Source organism: Parazoarcus sp. PS-13 R2A (assembly GCF_057621855.1).
The window spans coordinates 61,953-75,284 of sequence record NZ_JBYEXN010000019.1; the positions used below are offsets into that span (position 1 = coordinate 61,953).

The window sequence follows — 13,332 nt, forward strand, 5'->3', positions numbered from 1 at the left end:
GTGTCCGTTTTTTGACGCAGTCCGTCATTATCCCTCAGCTGAGACATTGATGGCAGCGCTGCGTGCGCTCATACGGCGAAAGATGCACAGAAATGAGGCGCGGATACCACGAAGCGTGCGTCCCGGGCACGCTTCAGACGCTGGCGCACGCGCGCCCAGCTCACGCCCGGAGCTTGAACAGCGCCTCGACCGGTCCCGGTCGCCCGAAATAATAGCCCTGGTAGCTCAGGCACCCCTGCCTGGCCAGGGCGTCGCGCTGCTCGACCGTTTCCACCCCTTCGGCAATCACGCTCAGGCCAAGACTTTCCGCGAGGGTGATGATGGCGCGCGCAATCGCCGCGTCGTTGGGATCCGCGAGGACGTCGCGGACAAAGGAACGATCGATCTTGAGCTGATCGAGCGGCAGGCGCTTGAGATAGGACAGGGAGGAATACCCGGTGCCGAAGTCATCCAGCGAGAATCCGACGCCGTGCGCCTTGAGCGCGGCCATGCGGGCGATGGTTTCCTCGGCGTCGACGAGCAGCAGGCTTTCGGTCAGCTCGAGCTTCAGGCATCGCGGATTGGCGCCACTGCGATTGAGCGCCGACAGCACCAGATCGACGAAATCGGCCTGCCGGAACTGGCGCGCACTGACATTCACCGACAGGGTCAGGGCTGCGGTGTCCAGCGTGTCGCTCCACGTCCGCAACTGGGCGCAGGCGGTATCGAGCACCCAGGCGCCGAGCGGCACGATCAGACCGGTGTCTTCAGCAACCGGAATGAATGCGTCCGGCAGCACCAGACCACGGGTCGGATGATTCCAGCGGAGCAGCGCCTCGGCGCCGATCAGCGCCCCGGTGTAATCCACCTGCGGCTGATAATGCAGCTCGAACTGCCCAAGCTTCAGGCCGCACCTCAGATCAGCCTCAAGTGCGGCGCGTGCATTGAGTGCAGCCTGCATCTCCGGATCGAAGAAGCTCATGGTGTTGCGCCCGTCGGCCTTGGCCTGATACATGGCGAGATCGGCCTGCCTGAGCAGATCATCGACCTTGTGATTCTTGCCCGCAAACAGCGCGACCCCGATGCTTGGCGTACTGAAATGCGATTGCCCGTCGATGTCGTGTGGTTCGCCAAGACTCTTGAGAATCTTCTCGCCGACGGCTTTCGCGTGCGCGGCAGCCTCTGCCCGGTCGCTGCCGAGGTTGCCCAGCATCACGACGAACTCATCCCCGCCAAGACGGGCAACCGTATCCCCTTCCCGCACGCAGTGCACCAGACGGGCAGCTACATGCTTGAGCAGCAGGTCACCCTTGTCGTGCCCAAGGGTGTCGTTGAGCGTCTTGAAATTATCGAGATCAATGAACAGCAAGGCACCGCTGCGTTTGCTGCGTCCGCTGGCAGCAAGCTGCTGCTGCAGACGATCGACCAGCAGGCGCCGGTTGGGCAGACCGGTGAGGGCATCGTAGAAGGCCAGCACCCGGATCTCGTCTTCCATCACCTTGCGCTGGGTGATGTCGGTCGAGATGCCGCACAGCGCATAGATGCTGCCATCTTCCCGCCGCAAGGGGATCTTCACCGACAGGAAGGTCCGCGGTCCGTCCTCACCGTGGCGGGTATTCACCTCCTCCGTTGCGACCCGCTCGCCCCCCTCAATCACACGTGCGTCGTTTTCGCGCAAGCGCTTTGCCGTCTCGGCATCGAAGAAAGCGCCATCGTCCCTGCCCACGACATTCTTCAGGTCGCAGGCGAACAGATCGCAGACCTGCCGGTTGGCATACTGGTAACGGTAATCGGCGCCCTTGATATAGATGTAGGCCTCCACGCTGTCGAGAATCACCCCCAGCCTGTCCTCGCTCTCGCGCAACTCGATGGCCTGACGTCGCAAGGCTTCGCGCTGCGCCAGATTATCGGCGTGATAGGCACGAAACAGCTTGCGCGACCAGCGCGAAAAAAGCAGCGAAGCCGCCAGCGCAAGCAGCAGCGCCAGCGCGACGTTGAGCAGCATGCGCGAAGTCGCCTGCGCGCCCCCGCTTTCATGCGCCCGGCGCTCGGCATCGAGCGCGACCTGCAACTCATCCTCGAACACCGTTGCAGCCAGCGTCCAGCCCCACGGTTCATAGTTCCGCACCAGCGCCACCTTGTTGGCTGCCCGGCCGATCCGGGCATCGAACCACTGGTAGCGCAGCAGCCCGCCACCTTCCTGCGCCTTGCGATGAATGCGCTCCAGCGCATCACGCTCGGCGGCGGAAATGGCGTGCAAGGGGCGCCCCTCCAGCTCGGGGTCGGAGGGCGACAGTAACAGGCGCCCTTCGTTGTCGAGCACACCGATGTAACCGCTCTGCCCGAACCGCAGCGCACGAAAACGTGCCATCGCCTTGCGTCGCTGCAGGGACTCCCATTCGTACGTATAGTCGCCGGCGCCGATCAGCCAGTCGTAGGGCGCAAAGTAGCGGACATAGGCGAGCTTGTCGGCCATCTTTTCCGGTTGGTCCGGCCGGTACCAGCGATACTCCAGGAATCCCTCGCCCTGCGGTCTGCGTGCTGCATCGATCAGGCCGCGCATGATGTAACGCCCGCGATCGTCCTTGTTGTCGGGCAGCAGACGCCCTTCAAGCTGCGGCGACGTCGGCAGCAGTATGAAGCGCCCGCTCATGTCGTCGATGAAGTAGTAGCCCCGCCCCTCGAAGAAACGCACTGGCCTCAGGGCTTCGACGATCAGCTTCCTGACCTCTTCCGCCGGCCGGCGCGCCGCCTCCTGCGCATGGATGGCCTCCGCAATCTGCACCGCCGCATCGACCTGTTCAACAACTGTCCGCCGCAACTCTTCCTCGGAACGCGAGCGGGTGAACTCAAGATAGCTGAGTGCCGAACTCATCTCCGCGGAGAGCCGTTCTTCGAGCTGCCGGGTGACAACCTCCTCGAGCCGGCTCAGCGACGCACGGTGATCGCTTGCGTGCCGCCACGAATAGAAGCTCGCCAGCGCGAGCGTCAGCAAGAAAACAATGGCCAGCGTGCCGAAAAGGTACAGACGCGGAACCGTGTTCTCGTTGCCGGAGAGTGTTGAAGGGAAAAATCGCAAGTCAGATCCGCGCGGAAATATCACCAATGACGTAGTGACATTGTATCCGGACGCGCCGCTTCAGCCTTGCTTAATGCCTCGACATGCGGAATTTATCACCACTGCAGACCGGTCCTGGCCAGGCCATCTACAACGGCCAGTTCCGGCTGCTGCGCCTGCAGCGCGCCGCCCGTCGGGCTCTGGCGGCACGTGGCGCCCCGGGGAGGCGTCTCAGGCGCGCGGCTGCCTGCTTCTGTGCCGCGAGCGCTGCAGCGCGACGAGCTCAAGCACACCCCACAGCAGGGCGCTGGCCACGGAGCGTGCCGGGTAGCGCACGCACCTGCGTATCAGTCCGCTCATGACATCCCCCGCAAAGAGGCGATTGAAGGCCCTCCACCCTAGCAAGGAAACATGACCGTTTCGCTTCAATGCCTACGCATGGCGGCCCCCGGTGCGTTTCCGCAACTTCTGGCGCCAAGGCAGGAGCAGCTCAGGTATGCTCGGTGACCCGGTCCTTCCAATGGCTGAACGTGACGCACGCCGAGCTTCCCGAACTGAGCGCACTGGAACATGTCATCGAGACCGGCGCAGGCCAGCTCGAGACCCGGGTCGTGCATCAGGTCGACACCGGCTCGGGCGCACCGCTCCCGCTGTATGCCATCGCGCTTGGCAATCCCGCGCCCGACGTGCCCGCCATCGGCATATTCGGCGGCGTGCATGGGCTGGAGCGCATTGGCACCACGGTCGCAATCGCCTATCTGCAGTATCTGGTGACGCGCCTGCAGTGGGACGTGACCCTGCATCAGCAACTCGAGACCGTGCGCTTCGTGTTCATGCCGCTGATCAACCCTGGCGGCATGCGCCTGGGTACACGCGCAAACCCCAATGGCGTGGACCTGATGCGCAATGCCCCGCTCGATTCGAGCGAGCGCGTGCCGATGCTGGTGGGCGGGCAGCGGATCAGCGCGCGCCTGCCGTGGTATCGCGGCGCGAGCGACGCTGGCATGGAAGCCGAGAGCCAGGCCGTATGCGACCTGGTCGCAACCGACCTGCTCACGCGCAAGTTCTCCCTCGCAGTGGACTGCCACTCCGGCTTCGGCGTCAGCGACCGCATCTGGTTTCCGTATGCGCACACGCGCACGCCGTTCAGTCATCTGGCGGAGATTCATGCGCTCAAGGATGTCTTCTACCGCACGCATCTTCACCACCCGTACATCTTCGAGCCCCAGAGCAGCCAGTATCTGACGCATGGTGACCTGTGGGATTTCCTGCATCTGCGCGCCCTCGAAACACCCGAGCGCATCTTCCTGCCGCTGACGCTGGAAATGGGCTCGTGGCGGTGGATCAAGAAGAATCCCCGCCAGTTGCTCAGCCGCCACGGCATGTTCAACCCCTTGATCGCGCACCGGCAGCAGCGTGTCCTGCGGCGCCATCTGTCGCTGCTCGATTTCCTGTCGCGCGCGAGCTGCAGCCACCTCAGATGGCTGCCGCAGGGCGAGGCACGCGCCGACCACCATGCGCGGGCGATGGCGCACTGGTATCCCTCGGCCCCCGGGGCCTGAGTCCGAACCCACCACCCGGCCCCCTGAACACCGAAGCCATGACGACCTGGATCTTTCTGCGCGGACTGACACGGGAAAGCCGTCACTGGGGCAGCTTCACCGACACCTTTGCGCACACGGTACCGGACGCCCGGGTGATCACGCTCGACCTCCCCGGCAACGGCGATCTGAATCAGCTCGCCAGCCCGGTGCGGGTCGAGGAGATGGCGGAACACTGTCATGCGGCGCTGCAGGCACTGCCCGTCACAAGGCCGTGCAAGGTGCTGGCGATGTCGCTCGGCGCAATGGTGGCCGTCGCATGGGCCGACGCCCATCCGCAAGACATCGACAGCTGCGTGCTCATCAATACCAGCATGCGCCCGTTCAGCCCCATCCATCAGCGCCTGCGACCGCGCAACTATCTGCCCCTGCTGCGGCTGGCGGTCGCGGGCGGCAAGGCGCGCGAGCATGAACGTGCCATTCTCGGGCTCACCAGCCAGCTCCGCGCCGACAGCGACACGGTGACGGCGGCGTGGACCCGCATTCACGAAGCGCATCCGGTTACCGGCGCCAATGCCCTGCGCCAGCTGCTCGCTGCCGCCCGCTTTCGCGCGCCAGCGCGGAAGCCAGCCGCTGCCATGCTGCTGCTCGCCAGCAGCCGCGACACCCTGGTCAACGCTGCGTGCTCCCGCGCACTCGCAGCCGCCTGGCATTGCGAACTGAGGCTCCACGCCAGCGCCGGACATGACCTGCCGCTGGACGACGGCGAGTGGGTGGCGGAGCAGGTTCGACAATGGCTCGAACGCAACCTGCACCACCACACGCGTACTCCGGCAGGTGACGCCCGGAGCTGAGCCGCCACGGCCTGACAGCCGCCCAGCACCGGCACGGGGTCCTGCGCAAGGCCATGTACAAGCCTTCTCTTCCAACAAGCACCGGGAAGCACACTCGGGCCGGGACGGACACCCGGGCAGCGGGCCCGATCGGGTATCCTGCGGCCATCCTCATGCAAACACAGGCTCCGGCCTGCGCCCTCGCCCATCATGCTGCCCGACGCCGCCCCCGCCCTCAGCCTCGAATGGTCCACCCTGCAGGACAACCATGAACGCTATGAGCGCGGCCTGATGTGGCTCAAGCTGCTGTCGGTGACGCTGTCGGCCATCGCCCTGATCAGCGGCAGCGCAGCACACTGGATGGCCTTCCTGGTCGCCGTGCTATGGGCTCAGGAAGCGATCCTGCGGACGTTTCAGGCGCGCCTGTCGGTGCGTATCCTGCGCATCGAAGCGCTCGTGCGCGAGGGGGCCGACACAACGGCTGCCTGCCAGCTGCACAGTGAATGGGAGGCGACACGAGGCAGCACGGCCGGGCTCATCGCCGAATATGCGCGCAATGCGCTGCGCCCCACCGTGGCCTTTCCGCACGCGGTGCTGGTGCTTGCACTCATCGGGATGTCACTGCTGGCCTGAACACGGCCTTGACCAGGCAATGGCTGCGACAAGATACTGAAACCCGAGCCGGCACCGGGCTGCCTGACGCAGACGGGGCCACTGCCACCCGGCCATCGCCACACGGAACCTGGGGAGTGCGCATGAGCGATGCCAGCAATACGGATTCCAGTCCAGATGCCGCGCGCAAGCGCAGCCTGAATACCGCCAACATGGCGATGGGGCTGCGCCATCCGCAAGGGCCGGTCGCTACGCTGCTGGTCGCAGCCGGGCTGACATGGTCAGCGTTTCAGCTCTGGGTCGCCTCTCCGCTGCCGGAACTGCTCGGCGTACTGGTGTTCAACGAGACCCGTATCCGCTCTCTGCACCTCGCCTTTGCGGTGCTGCTCGCCTTTCTCGCCTACCCGGCACGGCGCAGTGCGGATGCCGGCACGGTGCCGGTGCACGACGTCGTCCTTGCCGTGCTCGCAGCGCTGGGCGCGGGCTACCTTGCGCTGTTCTATGCCTCGGTCAGCGCACACACGGGCGATCCCACGGATTTCGAAGTGGCGGCCGCTGCCGTCGGCCTGGGCCTGTTGCTCGAGGCCGCGCGGCGGGTGCTCGGCCTGCCGATGGTGATGATGGCCCTGGCCCTGCTCGGCTACATCTTCCTCGGCCAGTGGATGCCCGACCTGATTGCGCACAAGGGCGCATCCTTCGGCAGAACCATGAGCCACATGTGGCTGACTACCGAAGGGGTGTTCGGCGTCGCGCTCGGGGTGTCGGCCGGGCTCATCTTTCTGTTCGTGCTCTTCGGCGCCCTGCTCGAAACCGCAGGGGCGGGCAGCTACTTCATCCGCAGCGCGGTGGCGCTGCTCGGACACATGCGCGGCGGCCCGGCCAAGGCAGCGGTCGTCGCTTCGGCCGCGACCGGCCTGATTTCGGGTTCGTCGATCACCAACGTGGTCACGACCGGTCCGCTCACCATCCCGCTGATCAAGCGCGTCGGCTATCCAGCAGAAAAGGCGGCCGCGATCGAGGTGGCAGCCTCGGTCAATGGTCAGGTCATGCCACCGGTCATGGGCGCAGCGGCCTTCCTGATGGTCGAATATGTCGGCGTGCCCTATGTACAGGTGCTCAAGCATGCACTGATCTCGGCCATGGTGTCCTACCTCGGCCTGCTCTACATCGTGCATCTCGAAGCGGTAAAGGCGGATCTGCGCGGCCTGCCGCGCCGCCACTCGCCGCACTGGCAACGCTCGCTGAAGAACTTCGCGCTCGGCTTCCTCGGCATCGCGCTGGTGCTGGCCGTCGTTTCCGTCATCGGCGCCGTCGTCCACGCCGTGCTGCCGAATCTGTCGTTCATGGTCATGGCTGGCCTGCTGTTGGTGGCCTACGTGGTGCTGCTGCGCATGAGCCTGCCACACGCGGGCGAAGCGCTGCCGGCCGACGCCCCGATCACCAGCCTGCCGGAGTTCGCCCCGACCCTGCGTTCAGGCATGCACTTCCTGCTGCCGGTCGGCGCACTGGTCTGGAATCTGGTCATCGAGCAGCTTTCACCCACCCGCGCCGCCTTCTGGGCGACGCTTTTCCTGGCGTTCATCGTGCTGACGCAACGTCCGCTGATGGCCTGGTTCCGCGGTGACCGCAAGGTCACCGATGCCGCCTGGGAAGGCATGCAGGATCTGGTCGACGGACTGGCCGCCGGTGCCCGCAACATGATTACGGTGGCGATCGCAACGGCGACGGCCGGCATCATCGTCGGCACCGTGACCCTCACCGGCATCGGTCTGGTCATGACCGAACTCGTCACCGCGCTGTCGGGGGGCAACATCATCGTCATGCTCGCCCTCGTGGCAATGATCTGTCTGGTGCTCGGCATGGGGCTGCCGACGACGGCGAACTACATCGTGGTGTCTTCGCTGATGGCACCGGTCATCGTCAACATCGGCGCCCAGAACGGGCTCTTCGTCCCCCTCATCGCCGCCCACCTGTTCGTCTTCTACTTCGGGCTGATGGCCGACATCACGCCACCGGTGGGGCTGGCCTCCTATGCGGCCGCCAGCATTGCGCTGGCAAACCCGATGCGCACCGGCATCATCGCCTTCCGCTACTCGATGCGCATGGCGCTGCTGCCCTTCATGTTCGTGCTCAACCCCAAGCTGCTGCTGATCGGGGTCGACGGGATCGGCCACACCCTGATCACCCTCGCCAGCGCAACCCTGGCCGGCTTTGCCTTCATCTCGGTCAACCAGGGCTGGCTGCTGATTCGCAGCACGACCACCGAGCGCCTGCTGATGCTGGCTTCAGTCTTCATGCTTTTTCACCCCGGGCTGTTCATGGACCCGCTGAACACGCCCTATCACCAGCTCAACGGCACGGCGGCGGAAGCGGCCATCCTCGACGCGCCGGACCGCACCCAGATGCGCGTGCTGCTGAGCGGCACAACGCTCGAGGGCGACCAGGTCGAACGTGGCGTTCTGCTGCCATTGGGTCCCCCGGCAACCACGGCCATCAGCCGCCTCGCCAACAGTGGCATCGACGCCACACTCGTCGATGAGGGCTTCACCGTCCGTGGCGTCGACTTCGGCAGTCAGGCGGACAAGCTTGGCATCGAAACCGGCTTTCGCATCATTGCGGTCGAGGTACCGGGAGACCGCTTCGCACGGGAGTGGATGTTCGTGCCGGCCCTGCTGCTGCTCGCTTGGGTCGCGCGTCGCCAGCGCCAGCGCCGCGACACCGCCCGCAGCACGCCGGACACGAAGTGACCGCCAGGCGCGGGTCTGCAACCGCCGCAGAGCACGGACCAGCAGACGAAGTGCGCGGCCTCGTGCGGCATTCGCCACATTCGCAGAAATATGCTTTCAGACATAGCTCGCCGGCCGTGATCCAGCGCACAATCAGCCCATTCAGCATGCTTCAGAATTGACCCTGCCATGTATCATGCATGTGCATGAAATCGAAAATAATCAAGAACGTCTTACGCCGATTCAGGCATCACAAGCCGGCAAGGCCGCATGCGTTGAGGCAGGCAGCACGTGATTCGGGTCAAGCGCTGACGAAAGTGATTGCATAAGGTGATCTCGCGGATGGATGACACGCTCTCCGTCCCGCGCGGCGGGAGCACGAACGGGAATCTATCCAAATGGACATGAAGGCGCTGGATGTTCTTAAGTCGGTCAAGCTTCTCTATGTAGAAGATGACAAGGAAACACGCGAAGAGCTGGCGATGATTCTGGAGCCGTGGGTGGGCGAACTGCATGTCGCCTGTGACGGTGAAGAAGGCCTGAAACTGTTCGAGGACAAGCGCCCCGACATCGTCGTCACCGACATCCAGATGCCGCGCGTCAGCGGACTGGCCATGAGCAGCGAGATCCGCCGCCTTGCGCCGGAACAGCCCATCATCGTCGTCAGTGCCTACAACGATGTCGAATACCTGTTCCGCGCAATCGAACTGGGCATCGACAATTACATCACCAAGCCGCTCAGCGTGGATCGCCTGCTCGACAAGCTGGTGCACATCACCACCGCCAGCCTGGCGATGAAGGAGCGCAGGCTCAACCTTGTCCTGCTCGAGCAGTACAAGCACCTGGTCGATGAAAGCGCGATCGTATGCAAGCTCGACCTCGCGGGAAAGATCACCTACGTCAACGCCAAGATGTGCGAGATCAGCGGCTTCTCCGCGGATGAACTGATCGGACGCGAGATGAGCGTGCTCCAGCACGACAGCGAACTGCCACAGCGGGCTCACGCCACCTTCTTGGATGCCCGTTCGGGCCGGAAGTGGGCCGGGATCGTAAAGAACAGGCGCAACAATGGCGAGATGTATGTCGTCGAAAGAAGCCTGGTGCCCATCGTGAACGATCATGGCATGGTGACCGAGATCGTTGCGCTCGATGTCGACGTAACGCCGTTCTACGAGACCTACAAGAATCTTGTCGATGTCCTGAGCCGCACCCACCTCACGCTGGAAGAGCAGCGTCACTTCGTGGGTGAATACAAGCGCGCGCTCGAGCTTGGCACCTGCGTCTGCGTCACCGACCAGGCCCACCGCATCGTCAGCATCAACCGCCAGTTCGAATCCCTGCTCGGCCTGCGCAGTGCAGACCTCGAAGGCGAGCCGGTGAGCCGGATCATGCCCGACCTCAAGGACGAGCGCTGCCTGGACGAAGTGCAGCAAGCCAACCAGGAACACTTCACCAGCCGCGTCGTCACCATCGTCGGGCACGAAGGCAGGGAGATGCAGTTCAGCGTCGGCTTCGTCGGCGTGCACGATCTGTCGGGCGCGGTGAAGTCGATCATCATGATCTGCCAGGACATCACCGAGTCGATGCGCCTGAGCCGCGAAATCGTGGACACCCAGCGCGAACTGCTCTACATGCTGGGCGAAGTGGTCGAAAGTCGCAGCCAGGAAACCGGCGAGCACATCCGCCGCGTCGCGCAGGTATCCAAGTTCCTCGCCCTCAAGGCGGGTCTCGACCCCGACATCGCCGAGATGATCGAAACCACTGCACCGATGCACGATGTGGGCAAGGTCGGCATCCGCGACGCCATTCTGCAGAAGCCCGGCAAGCTCACCGCAGACGAATACGAGGAGATGAAAGCCCATGCCAGCATCGGCTTCAGCATCCTCGGCAAGGTCGACCGCCCACTGATCGGCGTGGCCGCAAACATCGCCCACCAGCACCACGAGCGCCACGACGGCATGGGTTACCCGCGCGGGCTCAAGGGCGACGAGATCAGCATGGAAGCCCGCATCGTCGGCATCGCCGACGTACTCGATGCCCTGCTCAGTTCGCGCATCTACAAACCGGCCTGGGACGAACAGCGCGCATATGATTATTTCCGCGAGCAACGCGGCAAGCAGTTCTCGCCCGCGCTGACCGATCTGCTCCTCACGCACTGGGACGCGATCATGGCCCTGCGCAACGGCAACAACTGAGCCGCACTGCGCCGGCAAGGGCGCAGCGACAACCGGAGTGACCTCTTGAAATCATTCACCCTCCTCGCTGCCGTGCTCATCAGCATGTCTGGAAACGCAGCCGACCGGCTCGATCAGCTCACGCTCGGGCGGGCAATCGAGATCGCGCGCGAGAACCACCGCTCACTGCGTGCATCGCAGGCGGCGCTGGACGTGGCCGAAGCGCAGTACCAGCAGGCCATGGCGGCCTTCGGGCCGAAGCTCGGCTTCGAAGCCGGCATCCAGCGTGCAGACCAGGACCGTACTTTCACCTTCAACAGTTCCGTGCAGACCCCGGCCATGGACCTGTCGGCCCTGCTCGGCCCAGGCGCAGGGCTTCCGAGCCAGACGATCCCGATGAACATGGACGTCAAACTGTTCGATCGAGACGTCTCCAAGGCCTCACTGAACTTCACCTACCCGCTGTACACCGGTGGCAAGGAAGAGGCCTTGCAGGGCATGGCGCGCAAGGGTGCCGAGATTGCCCGCGAGGAGAAGCGCAGGACCGAACTGGAAGTCGTGCGCGACGTGCGCAAGTATTACAACGGCGTCCACTTCACCCAGCACATGGAAGCGCTCGCCAGCGACACGCTCGCGCGCTTTGAGGCACTTGAGGATCTCACAGACCGGCTGTACCAGAATGCCTCCCTGCGCGTGAAGCGCACCGACTACCTGCGCACGAAGACGACCACCGCGGTGACCCGCTCCATGCTGCACGAGGCCCGCTACGCCAGCCGCCTGAGCAAGGAGGCCCTGGTCAATGCGATGGGACTCCCGCTGAACACCCCGCTCACCCTGGCGGCGGAGGCGCCGCTACCGCCCTTCGATGCGCGGCTGGAGGACCTGATCGCAGATGCCATGCAGTTCAACCCGGACAAACAGCGCCTTGAACTGGCCGTGCAGGCCGCAGCCTTCAAGATCGACGAAGCCAGAAGCGGCCACCTGCCCACAATCGGACTGGAGGCCAGTACCTACAAGGTGTGGAATGACTACCAGGGCGGCCTTTTCAACGACGACAACCGCGACGGCTGGACCATCGGCATCGGCATCAAGTGGGATCTGTTCGACAGCGGACTGACCCGCGCGGAGGTCAGCGCTGCGCAGGCCGGCAAGCTCAAGCTCGAGGCCCAGCGGGTGCTGCTCGACAATGGCCTGGCGCTGCAGATCAAGGATGATTTCCTGCGCATCCAGCGCTCCCGCGTCCAGGTGGACGACAACCTCAAGGCCCAGGCCTACGCCGAAGAGAACCGCAAGCTGCACGTGCGTGCCTACCAGGAGGAAATGGTCGAAACCAAGGACGTGATCGAGGCCCAGATCGTCGAGAGCTTCACCCGGGCCAGTCTGTACCGTGCCGACCACGAACTGCGCGTGGCGCTGGCCGATCTCGACTACAGGCTCGGGCGTGCGCTGCGGAGCGACAGGCCGTGAACTGCTTGCGGCACCTGTGCTGCTGCGTGCTCACCCTCCTGATTGCACTCGGCCCGGGCATCGCCCACGCCGACGAGCCTCCCGCACTCGCGATCGGCTTCTACATGCCGCTGATCCGCGATGTGCCGCGCAAGGACGTGGAGGTCACGCTGCGATTCTGGGTCGAGGAACTGACAAAGTCGTTCAACCTCACCTACAGGCCGGTGCGGCTCTACGACCGTATGGACGATCTCAAGCGCGACATGCAGGCCGACAGGATCAACTTCATCGTGGCCAGTTCCATGGCCGTCGCGCAACATTTTTCCGATGCAGAGCTGGCAGGCGGCTTCTCCGGCGTGAAATCCACGCCGGAACATCTGCTCCTGGTCGTGCGTCGCGCAGCAGGCATCCGTACCCTGCCCGATCTGGCGGGAAAGCGTATTCTGATGCTGGACCAGGACGAGCTCAGCGAGGTCTACCTGAAGACCCTGCTGATGACAGCCTCGCTGTCGCCCAACGGCCTCGCGGCCATCAGGAAGGAGAAGCGCTCCAACAGCCTGGTGCTGCAGCTGTTCTTCAATCAGGGGGATGCAGCGCTGATCAACCGCAACGCGTTCGAAATCGCACAGACCATGAACCCGCAGATCGGAGAACGCCTGGAGGTGCTCGATGCCTACACCTTCAAGGCGCGTGCATCGGGCACCGGCCTGTTCTCCGCGCGCGTCAGCCCCGAACACCGGGACTTCATCACCCAGGCCGCACTGAAAATCGGCACGACAGCGCGTGGCCGGCAACTGCTTGAGATCTATCAGGCCGACACCATGGTCAGGACCGAGGTTTCGGATCTGACCCCCTACCGCGAACTGCTGGATGCGTATGTCAGGTTCGCAGACAAGACGGGGAGTTCGCGCCAGTGATGCAATCCGGAATCCTGCACGCCAGACCACACGCACCGTCGCGTTT

The 13,332-nt window shown here is 64.3% G+C and carries 9 protein-coding genes; 7 read left to right on the forward strand and 2 right to left on the reverse strand.

The window, feature by feature from the left end:
- Window positions 1-160: 160 nt before the first annotated feature.
- Together AC22G6_RS16605 and AC22G6_RS16610 are read right to left on the reverse strand one after the other, a co-directional pair.
- Window positions 161-3,058: a bifunctional diguanylate cyclase/phosphodiesterase gene (locus tag AC22G6_RS16605; protein WP_487367681.1), complete on the reverse strand. Its 2,898-nt coding sequence runs from the start codon at window positions 3,056-3,058 to the stop codon at window positions 161-163.
- Window positions 3,059-3,268: 210 nt separating this feature from the next.
- Window positions 3,269-3,397: a hypothetical protein gene (locus tag AC22G6_RS16610; RefSeq protein WP_487367682.1), complete on the reverse strand. Its 129-nt coding sequence runs from the start codon at window positions 3,395-3,397 to the stop codon at window positions 3,269-3,271.
- A 143-nt stretch (window positions 3,398-3,540) separates the two neighbouring features.
- Between AC22G6_RS16610 and AC22G6_RS16615 the strand changes: the two genes are divergently transcribed.
- The 7 genes from AC22G6_RS16615 (at window position 3,541) to AC22G6_RS16645 (ending at window position 13,286) form a co-directional block, all read left to right on the forward strand.
- Window positions 3,541-4,599 carry a M14 family zinc carboxypeptidase gene (locus tag AC22G6_RS16615; RefSeq protein ID WP_487367683.1) on the forward strand — a complete coding sequence of 353 codons (1,059 nt, stop codon included), beginning with the start codon at window positions 3,541-3,543 and terminating at the stop codon, window positions 4,597-4,599.
- A gap of 38 nt (window positions 4,600-4,637) precedes the next feature.
- The gene (locus tag AC22G6_RS16620; RefSeq protein ID WP_487367684.1) at window positions 4,638-5,432 is read left to right on the forward strand and encodes an alpha/beta fold hydrolase; all 795 of its coding nucleotides are present in this window, start codon (window positions 4,638-4,640) and stop codon (window positions 5,430-5,432) included.
- A gap of 189 nt (window positions 5,433-5,621) precedes the next feature.
- Complete coding sequence (locus tag AC22G6_RS16625) at window positions 5,622-6,044, forward strand: hypothetical protein (RefSeq protein ID WP_487367685.1); 423 nt, start codon at window positions 5,622-5,624, stop codon at window positions 6,042-6,044.
- A 122-nt stretch (window positions 6,045-6,166) separates the two neighbouring features.
- Window positions 6,167-8,770, forward strand: coding sequence for a TRAP transporter permease (locus AC22G6_RS16630; protein WP_487367686.1), 2,604 nt, complete (start codon window positions 6,167-6,169; stop codon window positions 8,768-8,770).
- Between the two features lie 377 nt (window positions 8,771-9,147).
- Window positions 9,148-10,944 carry a PAS domain S-box protein gene (locus AC22G6_RS16635; protein WP_487367687.1) on the forward strand — a complete coding sequence of 599 codons (1,797 nt, stop codon included), beginning with the start codon at window positions 9,148-9,150 and terminating at the stop codon, window positions 10,942-10,944.
- Between the two features lie 45 nt (window positions 10,945-10,989).
- Window positions 10,990-12,390 carry a TolC family protein gene (locus tag AC22G6_RS16640; RefSeq protein ID WP_487367688.1) on the forward strand — a complete coding sequence of 467 codons (1,401 nt, stop codon included), beginning with the start codon at window positions 10,990-10,992 and terminating at the stop codon, window positions 12,388-12,390.
- Complete coding sequence (locus AC22G6_RS16645) at window positions 12,387-13,286, forward strand: PhnD/SsuA/transferrin family substrate-binding protein (protein WP_487367689.1); 900 nt, start codon at window positions 12,387-12,389, stop codon at window positions 13,284-13,286. Before AC22G6_RS16640 ends, AC22G6_RS16645 begins: the two co-directional genes overlap by 4 nt.
- The last annotated feature ends 46 nt before the right edge of the window (window positions 13,287-13,332 follow it).

Excerpts from the sequence above, each read along its gene's own strand:
- AC22G6_RS16635 (WP_487367687.1), top strand. The coding sequence starts at position 9,148 with ATGGACATGAAGGCGCTGGATGTTCTTAAGTCGGTCAAGCTTCTCTAT.
- AC22G6_RS16620 (WP_487367684.1), top strand. The coding sequence starts at position 4,638 with ATGACGACCTGGATCTTTCTGCGCGGACTGACACGGGAAAGCCGTCAC.
- AC22G6_RS16625 (WP_487367685.1), top strand. The coding sequence starts at position 5,622 with ATGCTGCCCGACGCCGCCCCCGCCCTCAGCCTCGAATGGTCCACCCTG.
- AC22G6_RS16630 (WP_487367686.1), top strand. The coding sequence starts at position 6,167 with ATGAGCGATGCCAGCAATACGGATTCCAGTCCAGATGCCGCGCGCAAG.
- AC22G6_RS16610 (WP_487367682.1), bottom strand. The coding sequence starts at position 3,397 with ATGAGCGGACTGATACGCAGGTGCGTGCGCTACCCGGCACGCTCCGTG.